Genomic DNA, 23,207 nt, shown 5'->3' with positions numbered 1-23,207 from the left:
CAGGGTTGGCCCTTACCAGCGCAATGTGGGCAAAAGGTGACAGGTTTTTTAGTCAAACCTAACGCATTTCGGTGGGCGCAGCGGCTCCGATCAGCGTCAGGCCGGACGTCAGAACGTCCGAAACAGCCTGCACCAGCCCTAGTCTGGCATGCGTCAATTCTCGGTCGTTAACCTTAACAAAACGTAAGTCCGGATTATCCGTGCCACGGTTCCAGTGTCCGTGGAAACTGGAAGCGAGATCGTAGAGGTAGAATGCCAGCCTATGCGGCTCCAGCGCAAGCGCGGCGGACTCGATGAGACGCGGATATTCGGCGAGCTTGCGGATCAGGCCGATCTCGCCCTCATCGGTCAGCGACGTCACCGCCGCCACAAGGCTGTTGCGGTCGAAATTCGCCTCCCCCAACTGCTCGCTCGCCTGCCGGAACACCGAATGGCAGCGCGCCGAGGCGTACTGCACATAAAACACCGGATTGTCCTTGGACTGCTCGGTCACCTTGGCGAAGTCGAAATCGAGCGGCGCATCGTTCTTGCGGTAGAGCATCATGAAGCGGATCGGGTCGCGCCCGACTTCCTCCACCACTTCGCGCAACGTCACGAAATCGCCGGAGCGCTTCGACATGCGAACCGGCTCGCCATCGCGAAACAGCTTGACCAGGTTGCACAGCAGCACGGTGAGCTTGACGTCGTCACCGGCAATTGCGCGCGCCAGTGCCTCCAGCCGCTTGACGTAGCCGCCATGGTCGGCGCCGAGCACATAGATCAGGTCGACGAACCCGCGATCGACCTTGTCCTTCAGGTAAGCGACATCGGCGGCGAAATAGGTGAATGAGCCGTCGGACTTGACCAGAGCCCGATCCATGTCGTCGCCGACCGCGGTCGAGCGGAACAGCGTCTGCTCACGGTCTTCCCAGTCGTCCGGCTTCTCGCCCTTGGGCGGCGGCAGCTTGCCCTTGTAGATATGGCCCTTCAGCGTCAGGTCGTTGATCGCCGACCGGATCTTCCTGGCATTGTCGGCATGCAGCGTGCGCTCGGAGAAGAACACGTCGTGATGCACGTTGAGCAACGCCAGATCCTCGCGGATCATCGCCATCATCGCATCGATGGTCCGGTCCTTGACGATGGCCAGCGCCTCGTCATCCGGCATCTGCAGCAAGGAGCGTCCAAATTCCTTGACCAGGCCCTCGCCGACGGGGACGAGGTAGTCTCCGGGGTAGAGCCCTGGCGGAATCTCGCCGATGTCCTCGCCGAGCGCCTCGCTATAGCGCAGGAAGGCCGAGCGTCCGAGCACGTCGATCTGCGAGCCCGCATCGTTGATGACATATTCCTTGGTCACGTCGTAACCGGCAAAGGCCATGATATTGGCGAGCGCGTCACCGACAACCGCGCCCCGGCAATGGCCGACATGCATCGGCCCGGTCGGGTTGGCCGAGACATATTCGACATTGGTTTTCCGGCCGGCGCCGATCGTCGAGCGGCCATAGTTGCGCCCCTCGCCCAGAAGTGCCGACAGATGGGCCTGCCAGAAGCCGTCCTTGAGTCGGAGGTTGACGAAGCCCGGACCGGCGACCTCGGCGGCGGCGACATCCACGTCATCCCGCAGCACCAGCGCCAGCCTGTCGGCCAGCACGCGCGGGTTCTGCCCCGTAGGTTTGGCCAGCACCATTGCAGCATTGGTCGCAAGGTCGCCATGGCTGGCGTCGCGCGGCGGCTCGACGGCGATGCGCGACAGATCGGGCGAAACGCCGTCTTTGTCTTTCAGATCAAGCGCTTCGACAGCCTTTATGACTCGCGCGGTGAAATCGGCGAAGATGTTCATGGGTATTGCTCTGGCGGCTTTATGGCGAATCCGGCTCGTTGGCCGGCAAAATCGAGCCCGCCCTAGCTCAAATCCGGGGTGCGGTCAAACAAACGCCGGTGTTCCTTCAGCGCGTAAGTGTCGGTCATCCCGGCCAGAAAGTCGGCCACGCTGCGGGCCTTGATGCGATCTTCAGCCCGGTCCAACCCCTCGCGCCAGCCATCCGGCATGGCGCGCGGGTCGGCGAAATAGACGTCGAACAGGTCCCTGACGATCTGCTCGGCATCGGCGCGCACCCGCATGACTTCCTTGTGGCGGTAGAGGTGCTTGTAGAGGAAAGCCTTCAGTTCCTTCTCGACCGCTGCCATCTCGGCGGAAAAGGTCACCATCGTCTCGCCCGCCGCCCTCACCGCATCGGCGCTCTGCGGCCTGACGCGCTCCAGATTGGCTGTCGTCGACATGATCACGTCCTCGACCATGGCGGTGATCTGCCGCCGCATCAGCTCATGGCCGGTGCGAACGTCATCGAGCCTTGGATAGCGCTCGCGTACACTCTTCAGGATCGTTCCCGGCAGCGAGACAGTCTTCAGCATGTCCAGCGTCAGCAGCCCTGACCTCAACCCGTCGTCGATATCGTGGTTGTTGTAGGCGATGTCGTCGGCGATCGCGGCACACTGCGCCTCGATGCCGGCGAACCGGTCAAGTTCGAGGTCCTGCAACTGCGAGTAATCGCGGATTGCCTGCGGCACGGCTCCTTTCAGGCCCTTGCCGCTGCCGTCGGTCAGCGGGCCATTGTGCTTGACCAGCCCTTCCAGCGTTTCCCAGGTCAGGTTCAGCCCGTCGAATTCAGCGTATCGCGCCTCAAGCCTGGTCACGATGCGCAGCGATTGCGCGTTGTGGTCGAAGCCGCCCCATTGGGCCATCTTCTCGTTCAGCGCGTCCTCGCCGGTGTGGCCGAAGGGCGTGTGGCCGAAATCATGCACCAGCGCCACCGCCTCGGCCAGATCCTCGTCGCCGCGCAGAGCCCGCGCCAGGGCACGCGCGATCTGCGCCACCTCGATCGAATGGGTCAGCCTCGTGCGGTAGTGGTCGCCTTCATGGGCGATGAAGACCTGCGTCTTGTGCTTCAGCCGCCGGAACGCCGTCGAATGGATGATGCGGTCGCGGTCGCGCTGGAACGGCGTGCGGGTCGGGCTCTCGACCTCGTCGAACAGCCGGCCGCGCGAGCGCGCCGGATCCGTGGCATAGGCCGCGCGCGGCCGATAGCCGAATCCGATGTCGCCCAACTCGTTGGTCATGGCTGATGCTGCCGCGGTTGACTTGATCTAGTTGACTTGGCCCCTCTCGCTTCATACCTATCATGTGAAACCGAAAGCAAGGTGACGCCCATGGGCGCAGATGCCAAGACTGCCATGAAAGTCGACATGACCGAGGCCGCCGCCAGGCGGATCGCCAAGATCGTCTCTGGCGAAGACGGCAAGACGGCGCTGCGCGTTTCCGTCGAAGGCGGCGGCTGCTCGGGTTTTTCCTACAAGTTCGACCTGGTCGACACGCGCAATGACGACGATGTCGCCATCGAGCGGGACGGCGCCACTGTGCTGATCGACGATTTGTCGTTGGTCTATATGGGCGGTTCGGTGATCGACTTCGTCGACGATCTGATGGGCCAATCCTTCCAGATCAAGAACCCGAACGCGGTCGCCTCCTGCGGCTGCGGCACCAGTTTCTCCATCTAGCGGCATTGCGATGCCTGCCATCGGCGCGGTCCGTCAGGTCGCGCTGTCGGCCGGACGCGACCTTGATTCGACGCTGGCCTTCTGGCGCGATGTGCTTGGTATGGGCGTTCACGCCCGCTACGATCCCCCGGGTATCGCCTTCATCATGGCGGGCGATGTGCGCCTGCTGTTCACCGACGGCGTTCCGGCCGGCACTGTCTATCTCGACATTGCCGGCCTCGAACCTTTCCATGCCCAGGCGAAGGCCGCGGGCGTTCCCTTCACCGCGCCGCCGACACTCGTGCATCACGATACCGAAGGCCAGTTCGGTCCAGCGGGAGAAAGCGAGTGGATGGCCTTTATAAAAGATCCTGCTGGCAATACGATCGGCCTCGTCGAACGCCATCCGCCGCAGGAAGAATAGACCGTCATGAAAATCGTCACCTGGAATATCAACGGCGTTCGCGCCCGCATCGGCAACCTCACCCATTGGCTGACCGAGAGCGCGCCCGATATCGTTTGCCTGCAGGAAATCAAGACGGTCGACGACCAATTCCCGCGTGCCGAGATCGAGGCGCTGGGCTACAATGTCGAAACCCATGGCCAGAAAGGCTTCAATGGCGTGGCGCTGCTGTCGAAGCTGCGCTTCGACGAGGTCACCAAGGGCCTGCCCGGCGACGATGCCGACGAACAGGCGCGCTTCATCGAGGGCGTGTTCTCGACCGACAAGGGCGCCCTTCGGGTCGCCTCGCTCTATCTGCCGAACGGCAATCCGATCGATGACGAGAAGAAATTTCCCTACAAGCTGTCCTGGATGGCGCGGCTGGAGCGCTGGGCCGAAGAGCGCCTGAGGCTGGAAGAGGCGCTGGTGCTGGCTGGCGATTACAACGTCATTCCCGAGCCGATCGACGCGCGGTTTCCGGAGAACTGGCTGGGCGACGCGCTGTTCCAGCCGCAGACGCGGCAAGCGTTCCGGCGGCTGCTCAACCTCGGCTTCACCGAGGCGGTGCGTGCGGTCACCGATGCGCCGGACACCTACACCTTCTGGGATTATCAGGCCGGCGCCTGGCAGAAGAACAACGGCATCCGCATCGACCATCTGCTGCTGTCGCCGGAAGCCGCCAACCGATTCTCGTCCGCCTCGATCGAAAAACATGTGCGCGCCTGGGAAAAGCCGTCCGACCATGTGCCGGTGGCGATCGACCTCGCCTTGTTGCCGGCCTGACGGAGAAGCGCCCCCGGGCCAGATGACACAGCCGAGCTGGACCTCATGTCGCCACATTCAGGCGCATGATGGGAGATCATCATGGCGGCTGGGGTTCCCATGAGCATTCGATTTGTTGTTTGTCCGATCGGCTTGGCATTTGCCACCGCCGCTATGGTGCCGGCTTTCGCCGCCCCGGAATGTCTTGCCAATGGCAAATCCTATCCGGTTGGTCAGGTCGCCTGCCTGACCGTTGCCGACCAGAGCCATCTGGCTCGCTGTGAGATGGTGCTCAACAACACATCCTGGACGAAGGTCGGCGACAACTGCCCCGAAAACACCATGGCGCCACACCTGCACGTCACCCCGATCTCGACGCCCGCGCCAAGCATGGTGCCGACGGAACCCACCGAGAACTGATTTTCCCGTTGTCTGATCCCCCTTTGGGGAGATCACCCTTACTGTTCCGCGTTGGTGGTGCCCTTGGTCAGGATGTCGTCGGCGAGCGAGATCGCGGTGCGCCGGTCGGCTTCGCCGGCGGCGGCGAAGGCCTCTTCCTGCATGCCGCGGATCCAGGGCTGATCGGCCGGCGAGGCGCGTTCGAGCGCCGCCGTCATCATCGCCAGGCCGCGAACGATCTTGCCGCTCTGGAACAGCAGGTGGCCAAGCGTCGCCTGCGCACCGGCATGGCCCTTCTCGGCGGCAAGCTGGAACCAGCGCCCGGCCTGCTTGACGCTGGCCTTCACCCCGCCCTCGCCCTTCAGGAACATCTGCCCCATCTCGAACTGGGCGTTGGGGTTGCGGTAGTTGGCGGCGGCGCGCATGTAATATTCCTGTGCCGCCACCTCGTTCTCGGTGACCGGGCTGCCAGGAATGCCTTTGCGCAGGTAATCGCCGAGCGCGACCAGCGCGTCGGAGACGTAGCTTTCCTCGGGCGAACCGGGCTCGACGTCCTGGTCGACGATCTCCGAGAAGAACTTGAACGCTTCATAGTCGTCGCGCGCCACGCCGTCGCCCTCGGCATACATGCGGGCAAGCTTCCAGGTGGCGCCGATCTGGCCGTTTTCGGCGGCGTATTTATAGGCCTCGGCGGCCTGTTCCTTGTGGCCGTTCTTGTAGGCGGAGAAGCCGAACTGGAACACCGCCCAGGGACTGGATTGCGGCTTCACGCCGGTCTTGTCGTCGAACACCTTGTCGTCGAAGGCCAAAGCCTGGCCCACGGCGCCAAAGATCGCAAACGCGACCAGTGCCGGAAGGACAGATGACCTCAACAACTCTGGTGTTGACTTCAACAACTCAGATATCCGCATAGCAGTGTGTTTCTTTCGCACCGCCCGGATGGGTGACCGCGCCGTCGCGGGCGGAACCTACCGTCTGTGCGTATTTCCAAATCGCGCCCGATTGATAGTCGGTCGTGCGCGCCTTCCATCTCTTTGCCCGCGCCGCCAGTTCGGCCTCGGTCAGCGCCACTTCGATCGTGCCATTCACCGCGTCGATCGAGATCACGTCGCCATCCCGGATGAGACCGATCGGGCCGCCAACCGCCGCTTCGGGGCCGACATGGCCGATGCAGAAGCCGCGTGTCGCGCCCGAGAAGCGGCCGTCGGTGATCAGCGCCACCTTGCCGCCCATGCCCTGGCCATAGAGTGCTGCCGTCGTCGACAGCATCTCGCGCATGCCCGGCCCACCGCGCGGCCCTTCGTAGCGGATGACGAGAACCTCGCCTTCCTGGTAATTGCGATGCGTCACCGCCTCGAAACATTCCTCTTCCGAATCGAAGCAGCGCGCCGGGCCGGAGAATTTCAACTCCGTCATGCCCGCGACCTTCACGATCGCGCCTTCGGGGGCAAGGTTTCCCTTCAACCCCACGACACCGCCGGTTTGGGTAATGGGTCTGTTGGCCGGGCGGACCACATCCTGGTGTTCATTCCAGGAAACATGCTCCATATTTTCGGCCAAAGTGCGGCCAGTGACCGTCAGGCAATCGCCGTGCAGATAGCCATGGTCGAGCAGCGTCTTCATCAACAGCGGAATGCCGCCGGCCTCGAACATGTCCTTGGCGACATATTTGCCGCCAGGCTTCAGATCGGCGATGTAAGGCGTCTTCTCGAAAATCCTGGCCACGTCGAACAGGTCGAACTTTATCCCCGCTTCATGCGCGATCGCCGGCAGATGCAGGGCCGCATTGGTCGAGCCGCCGGTGGCCGAGACCACGGTCGCGGCATTCTCCAGCGCCTTCAACGTGACGATGTCGCGCGGCCGGATGTTTTTCGCGATCAGTTCCATGATTTTTTCGCCGGACGCGAAGTTGAAGCGGTCGCGCATTTCATAAGGCGCAGGCGCTCCGCAGGAATAGGGCAGCGCCAGGCCGATCGCCTCGGCGACGGTCGCCATGGTGTTGGCGGTGAACTGGGCGCCGCAGGAGCCGGCCGAGGGACACGCGACCTGTTCGATCTCGAGCAGTTCGGCATCATCGATCTTACCGACCGAGTGCTGGCCGACAGCCTCGAACACGTCCTGCACGGTGATCTGCCGGCCGCGATAGCTGCCGGGCAGGATCGAGCCGCCATAGATGAAGATCGACGGCACGTTGAGGCGCACCATGGCCATCATCATGCCGGGCAACGACTTGTCGCAGCCGGCCAAGCCGACCAGCGCATCGTAGCAATGGCCGCGCATGGTGAGTTCGACCGAATCTGCGATGACCTCGCGCGACACCAGCGACGATTTCATGCCCTGGTGGCCCATGGCGATGCCGTCGGTGACGGTGATGGTGCAGAATTCGCGCGGCGTGCCGTTGGCGGCGGCGACGCCCTTCTTGACCACTTGCGCCTGGCGCATCAGCGAGATGTTGCAGGGAGCCGCCTCGTTCCAGCAGGACGCGACGCCGACCAGCGGCTGCGCGATCTCGGCCGCCGACAGGCCCATGGCATAGAGATAGGAGCGATGCGGCGCACGCGCCGGACCGACGGTCACATAGCGGCTAGGGAGCTTGGCCTTGGAAATGACTTTGGCGTCCATTCTCTTCCTTGCCCCATCTTCCCTGCAAATGGGGCGGTGCGGCCTCTCCCATCGCCGAGCCTTTTGGCGCGTGTCCCGAGACAAGATCGAGGTGCGCCGGGTTTATGGCGGGAAATGGGCAATTTCCTCGGCCCGGCTTCTAGCCCAGGGGTTGTTCAGAAAGTGTTGCCAAAACGTCACAATCGCACGAGGCGGCAACGGTGCCGTCTATATGCAACGCGGCTTGGATACCAAGCGCAGGGGCCACGCCGGCTCAAACGAAAAAGGCCGGGCATTGCCCGACCTTTATGTCGTATTTCCAACGACTTAAAATTTGATCTTGACGCCGCCGGTAAGCGCTGCAACCAAATCGTTGCCGAAGTCGTAGCGGACGTCCGTACCGGCGACGTAGCCATTGCTATCGGAGACTTCTCCAGAGTGACCGCTGGTCAGCACACCGAGAGCCCCGCCGAGCTTGAATTCGATATTCGGCTTCGGCGTGTAGGCAACACCGCCACCGAAAGTCCAGGTGTCCGTCTGGTCACCATAGCCACGCGAGGTGCCCCGATCCCATGCGATCTGGACCGCACCGCTCCACTGCTCGTTGAACTGGTGGCCGATACCGCCACTAATTGTCCAGCCGTCGCGATACATCAGATCGAGCGAGGTTAGCCTGACAGGGCTTGGGGAAACCGATGTACAGGGTGCGACACCCTTGCTTGCCGTCGAGCAGATCGGAACACTTTGCAGCACGCTCCAGTTGACCCACTTGATCGAACCAAAAGCGAGCCAACCAGGAGCGATGCCGGACTGAAGCTTCAATTCCACCGAATCTGGCATCTTCGCCGAACCGTAAATGTCGGTCACCGCAGAAGAGCCGGGGGGCAGAAAAGCCGCGATCGGAGCCAGGGACGTCGTATCGAGCGTACCCGAAATATTGTCGAGCTTGACCTGGGAATTGTAAACCAGACTGGCACGCAAAGCGATATCGGGAATTTCGTAGGCAATACCGGCTCGCCATCCCCAACCGTCTGCCTTCAGATCGACGCGCCCGACGAAATTGGCGGGAACGGGGAAGGCGCCCGACAGGTCAGGAACACCGCCGATATAGCTTGTCTTAAAGCCATAGACTTCTTGATAAAAAGCGCCGCCGATAAAGCGCAGTTGGCCCTTGCCGACGTCCATCTTGTAGGAGCAGGTGCCGGAGTAATTATTGCTCTTGATGCTGGTTTCGATATTGGAATATGAGCCGTTCCAAATGCCCGGATTCGAACTCGCGCCCCATGGCTGCGAGTAATCAAGTAGGCAATCCACCCCATGACCGAGTGATGCCTTGACGCCGAAGTAGGGGACCCAATAGTCCTCGGTGTTGCGGGTCGAGCTGTTGCCGCTGAGCGGAGCCGGGTTTCCTGACGTGTCGACCGTGTTCTTTAGTTTGCGGTGCGGTGAGACATAGGTCGCGTCGGTGTCCACGGCAAACGGCGCCGGATCGAACAGCAGATCGATGTCGTAGCCGCCGCGCTCGATGCCACCGGCATGCGCTGAGTTGAGCGCCGTCCCGAGCAAAGCCAGTGAAAAGCACCCTGCCCCCAGCAGCGCTTTCAGACGCAAATTGTTCATGAATCTCTCCCCGAAATCGAGCACAACTCAAGCAAGAACCAATTTGCATGGGTTGCGCAACAACGATTTCAAGAGGCGTACATGTACGTATTTTTTTAGAGTTGTGTTCCGACGTGCTGAACGTCCAAGCGGTTAGGCTTGAGATGCCCGTCTGCGCTCAAGGCACCCGCGAAACCCCCGAAAAACGGCCAAAATAGCTCGGGAACGCAGTCTCTGATGGCCAAATGCGCCCACTGTTACATTACGGCAACAATGCGGCAAAAACTTCCGTTTACGTCAACAGTAATGTTAGGGCATGCATTCTTGGAGTGGTTTTTGAAAAGTCGGCTGGCAGACAAGCAAAGAGGCCGGGCATTGCCCGGCCTCTCACTTTGAATTTTCGAAACCTTAGAATTTGACCTTGACTGAAGCAGAGCCTGCCAAGAGCAGATCGTTGCCGTAAGTGTATGTTATGGCATTTGCCGTGTCACCTACACCGGTGAACGTGGACGATCCGCTGGTCAGCACGCCGATCGAGCCGCCAAGCCTGACTTCAACTTTGTCGTTCGGCGAATAAGAAATACCCGTTGCCACGGCGTATGTGTCTGATTGATAACCGGATGTCGTCGAAGTTCCGCGATCCCATGTCAGCGAAATCAAGCCCGATAGCTGGTCAGTAAACTTGTGACCGATACCACCTGAAATCGTCCACCCGTCCCGATAGAGGAGATCGAACGAAACCGGTGAAGGAGCACCTGTCACAGGGCTACGTACGCCACTGATTGGGATAATGCCGAGCTTGCTCCACTCCTGCCAACGCACCGAGCCAAAGGCAAGCCAACCTGGAGCTATGCCGCTCTGCAACTTGAACTCGAGAGCTTGGGGTATCTCAGCGGAGGCGGACACCGGATATATTCCAGTAGAGCCTGGTACGATATTTGCAGGAAACGTTCCGCTGAAGCCTGTCGTATCGACAGTTCCGGATAGTCCGTCATATTTATAGCTCGAATAATACATCAGACTCGCACGCAGGGCGATGTCCGGGATTTCATACGCGGTGCCCGCACGCCATCCCCATGTCGAGTCCGTAAGGTGGAATTTCCCGAGGCCTGTGTTGCCAAAAGCCAACAGCGTCTGTCGAGACAAAAATGCATCGACATCTTGGTAGGAAACGCCGCCAATAAATCTAAAGGCGCCTTTGCCGACATTGAACTTGTAAGAGCAGGTGAGACCGTAATCGTTGGTTTTAACCGAGTATTTGACGGCGGTCGGCGAATAGGCGTTGTTCGTACCGTAATCCGCATCAGCGCCGTAGGGCTGAGAATAGCTTACCAGACAGTCTACCGGCTCGAATATGTTGGCTTTGATCCCGATACGAGGCACCGCATAGTCACCACCGACGTCTACTTCCGACGTTGATAGACCCGAACCGTCCAGACGCTTCACATTCTTAAGCTTGCGCTGTGGCGACACATAGGTAACGCCAGCGTCGAACGAATACGGCGAAGCGTCAAATAATTGATCGATATTGACGCCGCCCCGGTCGAAGCCGCCGGCATGCGCCGTCCCGATCAAAGCCAGCGAAAAGCACCCCGCCCCCAGCAGTGCTTTCAAACGCAAAGTGTTCATGGATGTCCTCCCCCGAATAACCAGTGCATCAAGCTAGAACCAATTCGGGTTAACGGTGCAACAACGAATTCAGAGGCGTACATGTACATGTTCGCCAAACGCATTTTTGACAAAATGCGACGCAGCGCCAGAACGCTTAAAATCGCCTAGCGAAGCTTGTGGCGGCCCGAAAAGCGAGAGAAAACGACTAAAATGGCTCAAAAATAGCCGTTTTTAAGGGGTTACCGCCCCATTGTTACATTATGGCAACAATGGGGCTAAAAGTTTCCGTTTACGTCAATATTAACGCAAGGGAATGCCCGTCTTCGAGGCAGGTGACGCATGGGAATCCCCTCCGGCGTCACGGCGAATCTTGCCTTTCAACCGGCGTCGCGGACCCTGGTCAGCGCCACCGAAAGCTTGTCCTGCGCATCGCGGTATTCGGCGAGCTTCTCGCGTTCGGCCTCGACGATCTCGGCCGGCGCGCTGGCGACGAATCTTTCGTTGGACAGCTTCTTGTGCAGGCGTGCGATCTCTTCGGTGACCTTGGCCAGTTCCTTCTGCAGTCGTGAGGCCTCGGCGGCGAGATCGATCAGGCTGCCGAGCGGCAGGCAGATCGTCGCCTCGTTGAGCACGATCTGCGCCGAGCCCTTGGGTGCGGCATCGGCGAGCGAGATGTCGCCGACACGCGCCAGGCGCTTGATCGCAGACTCTTCGCGCGCCAGCCGTTCACGCGTCACGGCGTTGGCGCCGACGACGACCAGCGGCGCTATTGCGCCCGGCGGCACGTTCATCTCCGAGCGTACCGAGCGGATGCCGGAGACGAGATCGACCAGCCAGTTGATGTCGGCGGCCGCGGCCGCGTCCTCGAAGTCCGGCGAAGGCCACGCCGCATGGCATAGCAGCGACTCACGCTCCTTGCCCTCGCCCGCCGTCTGCGCCCACAGCTCTTCCGTCATGAACGGCATCATCGGGTGCAAGAGCTTGTAGATCTCGTCGAGCACGAAGGCGACGCAGGCGCGGCTTTCGGCCTTGGCCGCCTCGTCCGTGCCCATGAACACCGGCTTCAGCAGTTCCAGGTACCAATCGCAGAACAGGTTCCAGACGAAGCGATAGGCAGCGCCCGCCGCCTCGTTGAAGCGGTATGAGGTGATGCCGTCGGTGACCTCGCGCGCCGCGCGCGTCAGCTCGGTCAGGATCCATCGGTTGACCGCCAGCTTGGCGTCGTTCAGCCAGAAATCGTCGTTGCGGGCGACTTCGTTCATCTCGGCGAAGCGAGTCGCGTTCCACAGCTTGGTGCCGAAATTGCGGTAGCCGGCGATGCGCGCCGGATCGAGCTTCACGTCGCGCCCCTGCGCCGCCATCACGGCCAGCGTGAAGCGCAGCGCATCGGCGCCATATTCGTCGATGAGGTCGAGCGGATCGACGACGTTGCCTTTCGACTTCGACATCTTCTGCCCGTTCTTGTCGCGCACCAGCGCGTGCATATAGACCGTGTGGAACGGCTCCTCATCCATGAAGTGCAGGCCCATCATCATCATGCGGGCGACCCAGAAGAAGATCAGGTCGAAGCCGGTCACCAGTACGTCGGTCTGGTAGTAGGTCTTCAGCTCCGGCGTCTGGTCCGGCCAGCCCAGCGTCGAGAATGGCCACAGCGCCGACGAGAACCAGGTGTCGAGCACGTCCTCGTCCCGGGTCAGGATCTCACCCGGCTTGTAGTTCTCGAGCTTGTCCTCGACCCAGGCCTTCCACGGCCCTTCCAGGGCCAGATAATATTCTATCGCCGCGCTCAAAGCCTCCTCTTCGGTCTTCTCGACGAAGACGCGCCCGTCCGGCCCGTACCATGCGGGTATCTGGTGACCCCACCAAAGCTGGCGCGAGATGCACCAAGGTTCGATATTTTCCATCCACTGAAAGTACGTCTTCTCCCAGTTGCCCGGTATGATCTTGGTGCGCCCTTCGCGCACCGAGGCGATCGCCGGCTTGGCGAGTTCGGCAGCGTTTGCATACCATTGCTCGGTCAGGAACGGCTCGATCGGCACACCGCCGCGATCGCCATGCGGCACGGCGTGGCGATGCGGCTCGACCTTGTCGAGGAAGCCGCCGGCCTCCATCAGTTCGACGATCTTCTTGCGCGCGGCGAAACGGTCGAGCCCGTCGAGTTCGTCCCAGACCGCCAGGCGTTCGGGCGTCATATCGAGGCCGGCGAGAAAATCCTCATTATCCTTGAGCTTGATGGCGGCTTCGACGGTCAGGATGTTGATCGCCGGCAGCTTGTGGCGCCTGCCGACCTCGAAGTCGTTGAAATCATGCGCCGGCGTGATCTTGACCGCGCCCGAACCCTTTTCAGGGTCGGAATACTCGTCCGCCACGACAGGGATCTTTCTGCCGACGATCGGCAGCACCACGTTCTTGCCGACCAGATGCTGGAAGCGTTCATCATCCGGATGCACGGCGACCGCGGTGTCGCCCAGCATCGTCTCGGGCCGCGTCGTCGCCACGATGATGAAGGTTTTCGGGTTCTCCGGGTCGAACGCCACGCCCTCGATCGGATAACGGAAGTGCCAGAGATTGCCGTTGACCTCCTGCTGCTCCACCTCGAGATCGGAAATCGCGGTCAGCAGTTTCGGGTCCCAGTTCACAAGGCGCTTGTCCTTGTAGATCAGGCCCTCCTTGTAGAGCGTGACGAACACTTCGAGCACGGCCTTGGACAGGCCCTCGTCCATGGTGAAGCGTTCGCGCGACCAGTCGGCCGAGGCTCCGAGCCGCTTCAGCTGGTTGAAGATGGCGCCGCCGGATTCGGCCTTCCACTCCCACACTTTCTCGATGAACTGTTCGCGCGTCAGGTCGCGGCGGTGGATCTGCTTTTCCATTAGCTGGCGCTCGACCACCATCTGCGTGGCGATGCCGGCATGGTCCATGCCCGGCTGCCACAGCACGTTCTTGCCGCGCATGCGCTCGAAGCGCACCAAAATGTCCTGCAACGTGTTGTTGAGCGCGTGGCCCATATGCAGCGAGCCGGTGACGTTGGGCGGCGGGATGACGATGGTGAAGGCCTCGGCGCCCTCCTCGGCGCCGGCGCCGGCGCGAAACGCGTCGGCCTCTTCCCACGCCTTGGCGATCTTCGGCTCGACGGTCTTTGCGTCGTAGGTCTTTTCAAGCATGGGGAAACGGTCCGCGCTGTCGGGATTTTGCTGGTTCGGTGTAAATCGGAAGGCCTCTGCCAAGTCAACCGCAAGGGCGGACTCGGTTCACCACAAGCAGATAGGCGTGGCCTTGTCCATTTCAACGGAAGGTCGTGCGAGTGCCAGTCGCGTCTTGACCACCGGCATCACGGCAATACCCTGCCGGCGCTGCTGTAGAGCGCATCGGCTTCAGGAAAGCGCCGACCGATGACGGCGCTTTGATTCCGGAATGGGCTGTGATCCTTACTGCGCGCCGCGCGCGACGCGCTCGATCTCCTCGCGCACCAGTCTTTCGACCAGCGTCGGCAGATTGTTGTCCAGCCAGTCCTGCAGCATCGGCCGCAGCATCTCTTCGGCCATCTCGTCGAATGTTTTCTTGCTGCGGCTGGCAAAGGCGTCGGACAGCTCACCGAAGGCAGCGGCCACCTGCCGGCCCGTGTGCTCGGAAAGGATTGCGGCGCGGACCGCGGGCGCTTCATTTGCCGCACGCACCTCGGAAGTGCCTGCCGGAGCACCGCTTGAAGAAGGCCGCTCGAAAGCAGGCTCCGCCGCCGGTTCATCCGCTGGCGCCTCGGGTTGGGCAACCGGCTTGCGGACGCTCCTGTCCGGCATCGCCTTCGCCTGCTCCCCAACCGCGGCGATCTCGCGCCGCCAATCGGCGACGATGGCATCGCTCGTCGCACTGGCCTCGGGGGCGCCAACCTGCGGGACCATTGGCGCATCCGTCCTGACGGCAGGCACCGGCTCCGCAGCGATCCTGGCGCTGACCTCGGCAAGCGTCATCGCCGGCTTGACCGGGGCGGCATCGGCACGCGACACCGATTCCATGCGTGCGATCACCGGCTCGGGCGATGGCGCCCGCACTTCGCCAAGCGTGACCGGTACTTCCGCCAGCGCGGCCGGCTTCCTGACTTCGGGGGCAGCCTGCAACTCGGCGCGAAACGCGTCGACGTCGTTGGTTGCAGCCGCGCCCGATGCCGGCTCCAGGTCCTGGCGCAGCTCATCGGCCTCGCCCGGCTTGCGGCCGTTGTCGCTATCCTCGATGATCCTCCTGATGGAAGCCAGTATCTCTTCCATGGAAGGTTCGCGCTGTGCGCTGCTTGCCGTCGCCATCGTCACATCCGCCGCCCTTGTGACCTCAGTAGTCTTCCGCTCCGGCAAAAAGCCGGATTCGAATCATGGCCACAGCGTAACCGACGGATCGCCGCACGAGAATCCCCAATCTGGGGACATGTGGGATTTCAACAGATTAGAGCAATTCCGCGAAAATCGTGAAACGGCTTTCCCGGGAAAAGCGCATAGCGCTTTCCCTGGGGAATTGCGCCGAAACAGGGAGATAGAGCGTGAAGCCGAAAAAGCGGGACAGGCCAAGAGGGTCGGAATGTGACCCGGCGGAGCCTAGCGGCCGTCCGGAGTGCGCAGGCCGATCCACTTGTCCTTGACGGCGTTGTAGTGCTCCTCGGGCTTGTACTTCGCCACCTGCAAGGCGAGCCGGTCGATCGACAGGCGCCCCATGGCCGACAGGATGGCATAGCTCGCCACCACCACATCGTGCTCGGAATTGGCCTGGTTGATCTTGGCGGTGATGACCGCAGCCTGCGCGTTCAGCACGTCGAGTGTCGTGCGCTGGCCGACATTGCGCTCTTCAATGACGCCATTCAGCGCCAGTTGCGCCGCGTCGATCACCTGCTTGTTGGCGGAGACGCTCTGCTGGGCGGCGGTGTATTGCGACCATGCCGTGGCGACGGCCTGACGCACCTGGTCGCGGCTGACGTCGACCTGGATACGGGCTTGGCCGAGCGATTCCTTGCTCTGCCGCACGAGCGCGGAGGTCCGGCCTCCCGAATAGATCGGAATGGTCAGCGTCGCGCCGATATTGGCCGAGGTCGAATTGCCGTTGGAGCCGGTGACGTCGGGAATGGATTTGCGATAATCTTGCGAAATGCCGGCCGAAGCCGACAGCTGCGGCAACAGCGCGCCCTCGGACGATTTCACCGAGAACGCGGCAGCGTCGACAAGATGCTGGGTGGCGAGAATGGCCGGATGTTCATTCGACCCGATGGCAATCGCCGCGTCGAGGCTCGACGGCAGCAGCCTGCCCAATGGCGAAGCCGGCTTCAACTTGCCCGGCTCGTCGCCGACCACCTGGTGATAGGTCGCGGCACTGGCCAACGCCTGCGCACGGGCGGCGCTGAGCGAGGCCACCGCCGAGGCACGCGACGCGTCGGCCTGGGCAACGTCGGTGCGCGTGCCCTCGCCAACCTCGAAACGCGAGCGCGCCGCACGCGCCTGCTCGGTCAGGAACTGCAGGTTCTGTTCGGTCAGCACCGCGATCTGCCGATCGCGAATCACGTCCATATAGGCCGTGGCCGCGCTGAACAGGGTGTTCTCCTCGGTGTTGCGCAGGCTTTCGACCGACGCCTTGACCTGGGATTCGGCCGCGGCCACGTTGTTCCTGGTCTGGAAGCCGTCGAACAGCGACTGGTTGATCTGAATGCCGTAGCTGCCGGACGTCAGCTTCGAGTTGCTGCCGCCATTTGCCCGGCGCGTGTTCGTATAATCGATGTTGGCCGAGCCCGTAACCGTCGGGCGCCAGCCCGACTTGGCGATGGCCACGCCTTCGTCGGTGACGCGCACGCCGGCGCGGGATGCATTCAGCGTGGAGTTGTACTGATAGGCCTTGGCGAGCGCGCCGGAGATGGTTTCCGCCGAGGCGGTCAGCGAAGAAAGCGCTGTCGCGGAGGCAAGGACAGCGGCAAAAAGGGTCTTGGATACAGACGGCACGGTATATCCCTCATTCGTTTTCCACGGGAACCGCGCCGCGCCGGTTTCTCCCTGGAGCAACCGGCGTGGCGTGTTTCATGTTCCCCGTCGCTCAGCCCAAAGTGCCCCCAGTTTGGGATTTGCAACGATTGTTCAAATGCAAGCGACCATGACAAAGCCTCTGCTGCAAGGCCAAATCATTCAGAATTCAAAAGCATGCTCACGTTCGAACCCGGGTAGTGGCTTAATTGCCGCATTAAATGCCCTTCTCCCGGTTACAACCCCCCCGGCCTTGAAAAAAAGTCGCGCCACGCCGGAATTGCCCTGTCCTTCGACGGCGACCAGGCGTCCACCTTCGGCGAGCTGGTCGAGCAGCGATTCCGGCACTTTCTCGATGCTGCCGCCGATGAAGATGACGTTGTAGGGTGCCTTGGCCGGATGGCCCTGCGCCAGCGCCCCTTGGACCACGGTCACATTGCCGCAGCCCAGCGAGGAAAGCGTCGACCTGGCGGTTTCGGCCAGCGCCGGGTCGCTTTCGAGCGCCACCACGGACTTCGCCAGCCGGGACAGGAGGGCCGAGGCATAGCCGGTGCCGCAGCCGACATCGAGCGCCGAATCGGCCGCGCTGATTTCGGCCAGCTGCATCAGCTTGGCCAGCGGCGAGGCTTCCATCAGGTAGCGTGCGCCACCGGCCCCGGTGGCGATACGGATGTCTTCGTCGATATAGGCAAGCTCACGCTGGGCGGCGCCGACAAAATCCTCGCGTGGGACCGAAAGCATCGCGTCGAGCAGTGGCGCGCTGGTCACGTCGGTGGTGCGAACCTGACCATCGACCATCTTGACGCGGAGTTCGGAAAAATCAGCGTTCATGTCCCAACCAATCCGCTTGCCGCGCCAAACCGCGGTTCATTACGATCGGAACTTCAGGCCCCGGCGCTGGCGCGCGGGAGCCTGGGGCATTGGAGGCCTCGCCCGGAATCGAACCGGGGTGCAAGGATTTGCAGTCCTCTGCGTAACCACTCCGCCACGAGGCCTCATTGCTCCCGGCGTTCCACCCGGTTCCAATAGGTTGCGGCGAAAATGGCGTCAAGCGGCCACCACGCATTCCGCGCGGTTTCCTCTGCATGAATTTGCCTCTCCATATCGAGCATCGCGGCCACAATGGTCGCGACGCACATTAGCAACGCGTTAGGTATATCAGCAGATTGGGAGAAACTCCACGCCCTTGCCGCCGTTGAGGAACGAGGAGGACTGCGCCATGCGGCCGGCAATCCGGAACAATGGAACGAGCGCCTGGGACGGCTTGTCGCGATCAGCATGCGAGGAGCTGCTGCGTTACGCCATCGAGTGCATTGCAATAGAAGGCACCAGCCGGCTTTCGCCGCGTGATCGCGCGCGCCTCGCCTCGGCCGCCGCTGTTCTCAAGGAAATCCGCGAGGACCTGGAAAGAAGCGCGGAGAGCAAACCGGATCCACGAAAATCCGGAACCCGAACAAGGGCATTGCTGACAGGCGATCGAGGGCGCGGCTGACGCCCGGCCGCTCAATCCGGCCGTCGCCGCCGCTCCCACCAGATGACGAAGCGGCGACGGTGGCGGCGCACCATGGCAAATTCATAGGAGAGCACCAGCAATCCGAGCGGCACCATCCAGAACCCGAGAATCGGCAGGAAGCCGAGAATGCCGCCAATCGTCAAAAGCACGCCGATCGTGATTCTGAGCCCGCGCGATTGCGGCATGGTGAACTCGCGCCCGAACACCGAGATCTTTCGTGCCGGTATCCGGTTTTCGTCTGCTGCCGTCATCGCGAATGGCTGTCCCGTCTGTGCCTCGACAATACCTGTTTACGAAAGCCGCGACCACCATTTCGGTTCCACGCCGATCGCCAAGACGGCTAATATGAGGGCGGCCGCCGCCGATTGCGAGAAACGCCCGAGCGAAAAAGTCTCGGAAAAATACGAAATGCTTCTTTGCAAAGCGGAAAAGGGTTTGCTATAGGCTGCGCCACTTGCTGAAGAGCCTCTGTTCCCCGGTAGCTCAGTGGTAGAGCAACCGGCTGTTAACCGGTTGGTCGCTGGTTCGAATCCGGCCCGGGGAGCCAACAATTCCAAGCACTTAGCTTATAGACTGCCCTTCGGTTCCTTCAGCCAAAACTCCATCTGGGCTACAAACTCGCGGCGCCGGCCGCGACCTCTGGGGCGTTTCTGCCGGTAGGGAATGCCATGGACGCCATGTCCGCCATCGGCAAGATTCTCAAGGAAGCTCGATCCAGGCTGCTCATCGTCGACCCTTATCTGGATGAGACGATTCTGACCGACTTCGCTCCAATGGGCGCCGAAGGCGTGAAGATCGATCTTTTATGCGACGGCGCCTCTGTGAAGGCCACACTGGCGCCGGCTGTTAGACGATGGTCAGCCCAATATGACGCCAAGCGCCCGATCAAGGCGCGAACCACGGGCGCCCGACTGCTGCATGATCGACTTATTATCGTCGATGACGCCAAGGTCTGGAATGTGAGTCAGTCATTCAAGGATCTGGCAGCGAGATCCCCAGCGTCGATAACAGTGGTGCCGGCCGAAGTCGCAGTGCTTAAGATTCCGGCCTACATCGACATGTGGAAGCCGCCGCTCCACTCTGAGCCCGCCACCGTGAGCCAGCGGGCCATCTCTAGATGCGCGTAGTGCCATTCTCCCCACCACCAAAATGTCGTATCGGCGGCGGCCGATCGTCGCTTCGCCCTTGATCTGATCGACAGCCCACCTCAACGATTCCGACCAGTGCGCGAACAAACCCAACCATATCGTTTGCCGTGATGGCTGCCTCGTCGGGACTTTGCCCAATGTGCTCGGCGGCTTTGCAACATGACAGCCGGATGAGATCGTAGTGTAAATCCCTTTCATCCTCTGGCAACGCCGCTAATTTCATGGCTCGGCGATGAATCAACCGCAGCAATTGTTCGAGAGCTGTTCCGACACTCATGCGCTTGCTCCGCATTGGTCGAGCGTCCCCGGCGCTACAGGCGCGCGTTGGTACGTCGTATACCAGTCCTCCGTGCGGAAGGCTGCATCAGAAGCCGTTAATATATCGTGTATTGCTAATATAAGACACTTCGCAAGAAGCCGCCCCCTGCCCTAGGCCCGAGCGGGCGCCCGGCGTCTCCTCGAAATGGTTCGTGTGCAGCGCCATGTCAGCAGCATGAAAAAGCCCGCCACCATTGGCAGCGGGCCTAAAGCCTGTACGCAAAGTCATCAACGGTAATAGTTACAACTGTATGCAAAATGCTCCACTAACACCTGAAGCAAACAGAGCCGCCCGCGCTGTCCTGAGGTGGTCAGTTCGCGACCTTGCCGAGAAAGCTGGTATCGCATTCACGACGGTTCATCGCTACGAACAGACCGGAAATGCGAGCGAGACCACGAAGGCAAAGATCGTCGCGGCGTACGCTACGCACAATGTTGACATCACGAATGGCGAAGGCACCGGAGCTAGGCTGCGGACGACATGACCATTTTCTATCACTTCACGTCGGCCGATGCTCTCTTCGGCATAGGGCTTCACGGGCTTATGGCACGTCCAGCCTTTCGCCATGACGCCTAGCGCTCTCAGCCAAGGATCATTTGAGCTAGTACAATCGTGAGAAGCATTGATGCCGGAACGGCGATGAGACAATACGCCTCAACGATCCTGTTTTGCCGCTTGTCCATTTGGGGTGCCTCCTCGACCCGCACCTTGTCGCCGATCTCCGTTAGCGAGCGCCTATGTCCGAAGGCAGGCTCGTCGAGAAAGGCCCCCGCCTTTAACAGCTCTCGACGAGCCGTGCGCCGCTTTACCCCCGGACAGCACAACGCTCTCGCAGTCTGCTTCGAGCGTCAAGCGACTGTTCCGTTCGCATGTTCGTTCGCGCGATCAGGTTGCCCCAATGTCACATTCGGTGGACGCGTACGATCTTGCCAGATCTTGCCAGCCCGCCCTGCCGGTGGCCATCTTATCGTTTGAACGTCGGCTTCCAGTCGCTGTTGAGCTTCGCGTGTGGCTTTCGTAGTCAGGAACAGATGTGAAGAACACCGGCCGGCGATCACGGCCATCAGCTTCGCATGCCGAGCAGATGAACAATCCGGCAAGATCCTGATGCATTGACCCGTGATCCGGTCCGAGCCGGTCAATCGGCACTTGGATGTCGAAGCGGGTCGACCTGCAGCACATAGGGTGCTCACAGGTGACATAGACTGTTTCGCGGGCGGCCAGGGTGTCGGCGAGGGTCTTCTGAGGCAAGGCGATCTCCGTTGAAGGGTTCGCCGCAACGGGAGGATTATATTCAGCATATTGTACTTCGCGTACCCAGTGAGGTATGATCAATGTGCGATCATGCCCAGAAGCACCGCGTCCTATTGGAAGACCCGGACTTCGCCGACCCACTTGGGGATATCATGGAATTTAGGCTGACCTACGCTGGTCCGCTCTACGCTACCCAGCGCGACGCACGTCCGGGGCAGCCGCCGAAGGCTACTCAAAACCGGCACGACATTCGGCGCGCAATGCATTTGCAGTTGAAGCGGCTTTGGGATCATTGGCCCGGACTTAGTGAAACCCATGTCTCGAAGGGTGCGGCTTTTCTCGCCACCCGGCAGCCTGATCCGCCCATAGCTATCAGCAGCAAGGAATTAAGTGCTAGACACAGCCACTACGGCTTTGGCTTCGTGCCGCTTGTAACCGCAGAGTTAGATCTAACCTGCTCCCTCGACATACTGTTTTTGCGACCTGACAGACCCGGTGACGTTGTCTGGGGTGGCGATATCGATAACAGGCTAAAGACCTTTTTGGATGCATTGCGAATCCCGGAGGCGGGAGAGAATTACGCTGGCCGCATTCCTCAGGACGATGAAAAACCATTCTTCTGCCTGTTGGAGGATGACAAGCTGATCACTCGCGTTGCCGTGGATACCGATCGCCTGCTTGAGCCGATCAACGGGCAATTCAACGCGAACGATGCTCGGCTGATAGTGACAGTGAGAATACGGCCTTACGAGTTTATGCCGGAGAATATGCACTTCGGCTAAGTCGGCTTGCGCTCCGGGAGAACGCGGTCCAACGCGCGTCGAAAAGCATCTCCGCTTTCGTCCACTTCTAGCTCCCGAGCGGCCTCCTTGAACCGCTCGGATTGTTCTTTCTGACTAAGCTTCCCGGTCTTTTTTGCGGGCGGCTTTCGGGCGGTATTTGGATGGTCGCCAGACGCCATAGGGTGCCTCACCTTGCACTAGTCGTTTCATAGGTCAGGCGTTTGCCGACGACACCATCAAGGATGCGGACGGCGCGCGCTTCATCGTTCACGCCAAGGGCTACGCGCGAATTATGGCGGAAGTCAAATTCGGCGAGGTAGCGGTGCAGATGCTTCTCGGCGCAATGCTGATAGGTGCCGCGCATGCCACGCTTGAACACGCTGAAATAGCTTTCGATGGTGTTCGAGTGGATGACGGCATCGCCAACGTAGCGAACGTATTCGCCGCCAGTGTGCTTGGTGGTCTCATGGCCGGCGAAATGATCGTCCATGCCGTGATAGAGCTTGCTCTCGTCGGTGTAGAGGGTGCTTTCGCGATGGACGTTCTCAGTCACCAGCGCAGCGACATTGACCTTGGTCGCCTGCACAACATGGAAGGTGCGAACGTTGCCGCCGCGCTCGACTAGGCCAAGGATGGCGCGCTTGTTCGACGGGCCAGTCTTGCCACTCTTGGTGAAGGGGCGACCGCTTGTAGTCATGGTGCGCTTCTCTTTGGTCGGGCCGTAATAGGTCTCGTCGGCCTCTACGATCATGCCGTTGCCGCCGAGCGGGCCAAGCTTGCCGTCGCGCATGGCTTCACGAATGCGATGCGAGATGAACCATGCGGTTTTCAGGGTCACGCCAAGGGTGCGGTGAAGCTGGTTGCTCGAAATGCCCTTCTTTGACGAAGCGATAAGGAAGATCGCCTGTAGCCAATGGTTGAGCTTGACGTGGCTGGCTTCAAAGATGGTGCCGATCTTCACGGTGAAGGGCTTGCGGCACTGGTAGCACTTGTAGGCGCCAATGCGGGTGCTCTTGCCTTCCATCTTCGAGATACGCTCAAAGCCGCCGCAATGCGGGCAAACAGGACCGTTCGGCCAAATCCTGGCTTCTACAAACTTGTAGGCGGCGGCTTCGTCGTGGAAGTGGCGGTCTGAAAGAACGGACATCGGTCTAACTCCTTATGGAGTCAACCTATTCCGATTGCGTGGGTACGTCAAGTATAATATGCGGATTATATTCCTGCTTCAGCCTCGCCTAGCACTACCTTGAGGTTGCGCGATAGAGTCCAAGGGTGTGAATTTG

Annotated in this window: 21 protein-coding genes and 2 tRNA genes; 9 read left to right on the top strand and 14 right to left on the bottom strand. The window is 61.0% G+C overall.

Translation table 11 applies throughout. The features are described 5' to 3' along the window. Window positions 1-58: 58 nt before the first annotated feature. Both argS and MESOP_RS19695 read right to left on the bottom strand, forming a co-directional pair. Window positions 59-1,816 carry an arginine--tRNA ligase gene (gene argS / locus MESOP_RS19700; RefSeq protein ID WP_013895097.1) on the bottom strand — a complete coding sequence of 586 codons (1,758 nt, stop codon included), beginning with the start codon at window positions 1,814-1,816 and terminating at the stop codon, window positions 59-61. A gap of 62 nt (window positions 1,817-1,878) precedes the next feature. Next, the gene (locus MESOP_RS19695) at window positions 1,879-3,093 is read right to left on the bottom strand and encodes a deoxyguanosinetriphosphate triphosphohydrolase (RefSeq protein ID WP_013895096.1); all 1,215 of its coding nucleotides are present in this window, start codon (window positions 3,091-3,093) and stop codon (window positions 1,879-1,881) included. Window positions 3,094-3,183: 90 nt separating this feature from the next. On the opposite strand from MESOP_RS19695, the gene erpA reads away from it, so the two are divergent. The 4 genes from erpA (at window position 3,184) to MESOP_RS19675 (ending at window position 5,134) form a co-directional block, all read left to right on the top strand. Further along, entirely contained in the window at window positions 3,184-3,531 is a 348-nt protein-coding gene (erpA, locus tag MESOP_RS19690) for an iron-sulfur cluster insertion protein ErpA (protein ID WP_013895095.1), read from the top strand. Window positions 3,532-3,541: 10 nt separating this feature from the next. Further along, the gene (locus MESOP_RS19685; RefSeq protein ID WP_013895094.1) at window positions 3,542-3,934 is read left to right on the top strand and encodes a VOC family protein; all 393 of its coding nucleotides are present in this window, start codon (window positions 3,542-3,544) and stop codon (window positions 3,932-3,934) included. Window positions 3,935-3,940: 6 nt separating this feature from the next. Beyond that, window positions 3,941-4,735 (top strand): exodeoxyribonuclease III, encoded by a 795-nt coding sequence (xth, locus tag MESOP_RS19680; RefSeq protein WP_013895093.1) that lies wholly within the window; start codon window positions 3,941-3,943, stop codon window positions 4,733-4,735. 81 nt (window positions 4,736-4,816) lie between these two features. Further along, window positions 4,817-5,134: a hypothetical protein gene (locus MESOP_RS19675; RefSeq protein ID WP_013895092.1), complete on the top strand. Its 318-nt coding sequence runs from the start codon at window positions 4,817-4,819 to the stop codon at window positions 5,132-5,134. A gap of 38 nt (window positions 5,135-5,172) precedes the next feature. Here the strand turns inward: MESOP_RS19675 and MESOP_RS19670 are convergent, their stop codons facing one another. The 6 genes from MESOP_RS19670 to MESOP_RS19645 all read right to left on the bottom strand — a co-directional run bounded on the left by MESOP_RS19670 (window position 5,173) and on the right by MESOP_RS19645 (window position 15,219). Then, window positions 5,173-6,024, bottom strand: a complete 852-nt coding sequence (locus tag MESOP_RS19670) for a tetratricopeptide repeat protein (RefSeq protein WP_013895091.1) — start codon at window positions 6,022-6,024, stop codon at window positions 5,173-5,175. After that, window positions 6,011-7,735, bottom strand: a complete 1,725-nt coding sequence (gene ilvD, locus MESOP_RS19665) for a dihydroxy-acid dehydratase (RefSeq protein ID WP_013895090.1) — start codon at window positions 7,733-7,735, stop codon at window positions 6,011-6,013. Before ilvD ends, MESOP_RS19670 begins: the two co-directional genes overlap by 14 nt. 306 nt (window positions 7,736-8,041) lie before the next feature. Then, a complete protein-coding gene (locus tag MESOP_RS19660; RefSeq protein WP_013895089.1) occupies window positions 8,042-9,334 on the bottom strand; it encodes an OmpP1/FadL family transporter in 1,293 nt (430 codons plus the stop codon). Window positions 9,335-9,721: 387 nt separating this feature from the next. Beyond that, window positions 9,722-10,942: an OmpP1/FadL family transporter gene (locus MESOP_RS19655; protein WP_013895088.1), complete on the bottom strand. Its 1,221-nt coding sequence runs from the start codon at window positions 10,940-10,942 to the stop codon at window positions 9,722-9,724. A gap of 359 nt (window positions 10,943-11,301) precedes the next feature. Further along, window positions 11,302-14,085: a valine--tRNA ligase gene (locus MESOP_RS19650; RefSeq protein WP_013895087.1), complete on the bottom strand. Its 2,784-nt coding sequence runs from the start codon at window positions 14,083-14,085 to the stop codon at window positions 11,302-11,304. Window positions 14,086-14,349: 264 nt separating this feature from the next. Beyond that, the gene (locus MESOP_RS19645) at window positions 14,350-15,219 is read right to left on the bottom strand and encodes a PopZ family protein (protein WP_013895086.1); all 870 of its coding nucleotides are present in this window, start codon (window positions 15,217-15,219) and stop codon (window positions 14,350-14,352) included. Between MESOP_RS19645 and MESOP_RS35730 the strand changes: the two genes are divergently transcribed. Next, window positions 15,161-15,493: a hypothetical protein gene (locus tag MESOP_RS35730; protein WP_167313526.1), complete on the top strand. Its 333-nt coding sequence runs from the start codon at window positions 15,161-15,163 to the stop codon at window positions 15,491-15,493. The genes MESOP_RS19645 and MESOP_RS35730 overlap by 59 nt on opposite strands. Window positions 15,494-15,504: 11 nt before the next feature. Here the strand turns inward: MESOP_RS35730 and MESOP_RS19640 are convergent, their stop codons facing one another. From MESOP_RS19640 to MESOP_RS19630, 3 genes are all read right to left on the bottom strand, one after another. Further along, on the bottom strand, window positions 15,505-16,890 hold the full coding sequence (locus MESOP_RS19640; protein ID WP_013895085.1) for a TolC family outer membrane protein: 1,386 nt from the start codon (window positions 16,888-16,890) through the stop codon (window positions 15,505-15,507). A gap of 180 nt (window positions 16,891-17,070) precedes the next feature. Beyond that, window positions 17,071-17,739 (bottom strand): protein-L-isoaspartate O-methyltransferase family protein, encoded by a 669-nt coding sequence (locus tag MESOP_RS19635; protein WP_013895084.1) that lies wholly within the window; start codon window positions 17,737-17,739, stop codon window positions 17,071-17,073. A gap of 90 nt (window positions 17,740-17,829) precedes the next feature. Beyond that, window positions 17,830-17,903: transfer RNA gene (locus MESOP_RS19630), tRNA-Cys, on the bottom strand. 224 nt (window positions 17,904-18,127) lie between these two features. Between MESOP_RS19630 and MESOP_RS35725 the strand changes: the two genes are divergently transcribed. After that, window positions 18,128-18,400: a hypothetical protein gene (locus MESOP_RS35725; RefSeq protein WP_167313563.1), complete on the top strand. Its 273-nt coding sequence runs from the start codon at window positions 18,128-18,130 to the stop codon at window positions 18,398-18,400. Window positions 18,401-18,411: 11 nt separating this feature from the next. On the opposite strand, the gene MESOP_RS19625 is transcribed toward MESOP_RS35725, so the two are convergent. Further along, a complete protein-coding gene (locus MESOP_RS19625) occupies window positions 18,412-18,672 on the bottom strand; it encodes a hypothetical protein (RefSeq protein WP_041164196.1) in 261 nt (86 codons plus the stop codon). A gap of 221 nt (window positions 18,673-18,893) precedes the next feature. Between MESOP_RS19625 and MESOP_RS19620 the strand changes: the two genes are divergently transcribed. Further along, window positions 18,894-18,968, top strand: a tRNA-Asn gene (locus MESOP_RS19620). Window positions 18,969-19,089: 121 nt separating this feature from the next. After that, window positions 19,090-19,548: a phospholipase D-like domain-containing protein gene (locus MESOP_RS19615; RefSeq protein WP_049802383.1), complete on the top strand. Its 459-nt coding sequence runs from the start codon at window positions 19,090-19,092 to the stop codon at window positions 19,546-19,548. Here MESOP_RS19615 and MESOP_RS35175 read toward each other — a convergent pair. Continuing rightward, window positions 19,535-19,846, bottom strand: coding sequence for a hypothetical protein (locus MESOP_RS35175; RefSeq protein WP_140780136.1), 312 nt, complete (start codon window positions 19,844-19,846; stop codon window positions 19,535-19,537). The two genes, MESOP_RS19615 and MESOP_RS35175, sit on opposite strands and share 14 nt — an antisense overlap. A 1,376-nt stretch (window positions 19,847-21,222) precedes the next feature. Here MESOP_RS35175 and MESOP_RS19605 point away from each other — a divergent pair. Next, complete coding sequence (locus MESOP_RS19605) at window positions 21,223-21,924, top strand: hypothetical protein (RefSeq protein ID WP_013895081.1); 702 nt, start codon at window positions 21,223-21,225, stop codon at window positions 21,922-21,924. A 187-nt stretch (window positions 21,925-22,111) separates the two neighbouring features. Here MESOP_RS19605 and MESOP_RS19600 read toward each other — a convergent pair whose 3' ends face one another. Continuing rightward, window positions 22,112-23,071: an IS1595 family transposase gene (locus tag MESOP_RS19600; RefSeq protein WP_013895079.1), complete on the bottom strand. Its 960-nt coding sequence runs from the start codon at window positions 23,069-23,071 to the stop codon at window positions 22,112-22,114. Between the last annotated feature and the right edge of the window lie 136 nt (window positions 23,072-23,207).

Source organism: Mesorhizobium opportunistum WSM2075, assembly GCF_000176035.2.
In the GTDB taxonomy this organism is placed as follows: Bacteria; Pseudomonadota; Alphaproteobacteria; order Rhizobiales; family Rhizobiaceae; genus Mesorhizobium; species Mesorhizobium opportunistum.
Note: the sequence above shows the minus strand (reverse complement) of the source record. Positions and strands in the feature narration are given on the sequence as shown.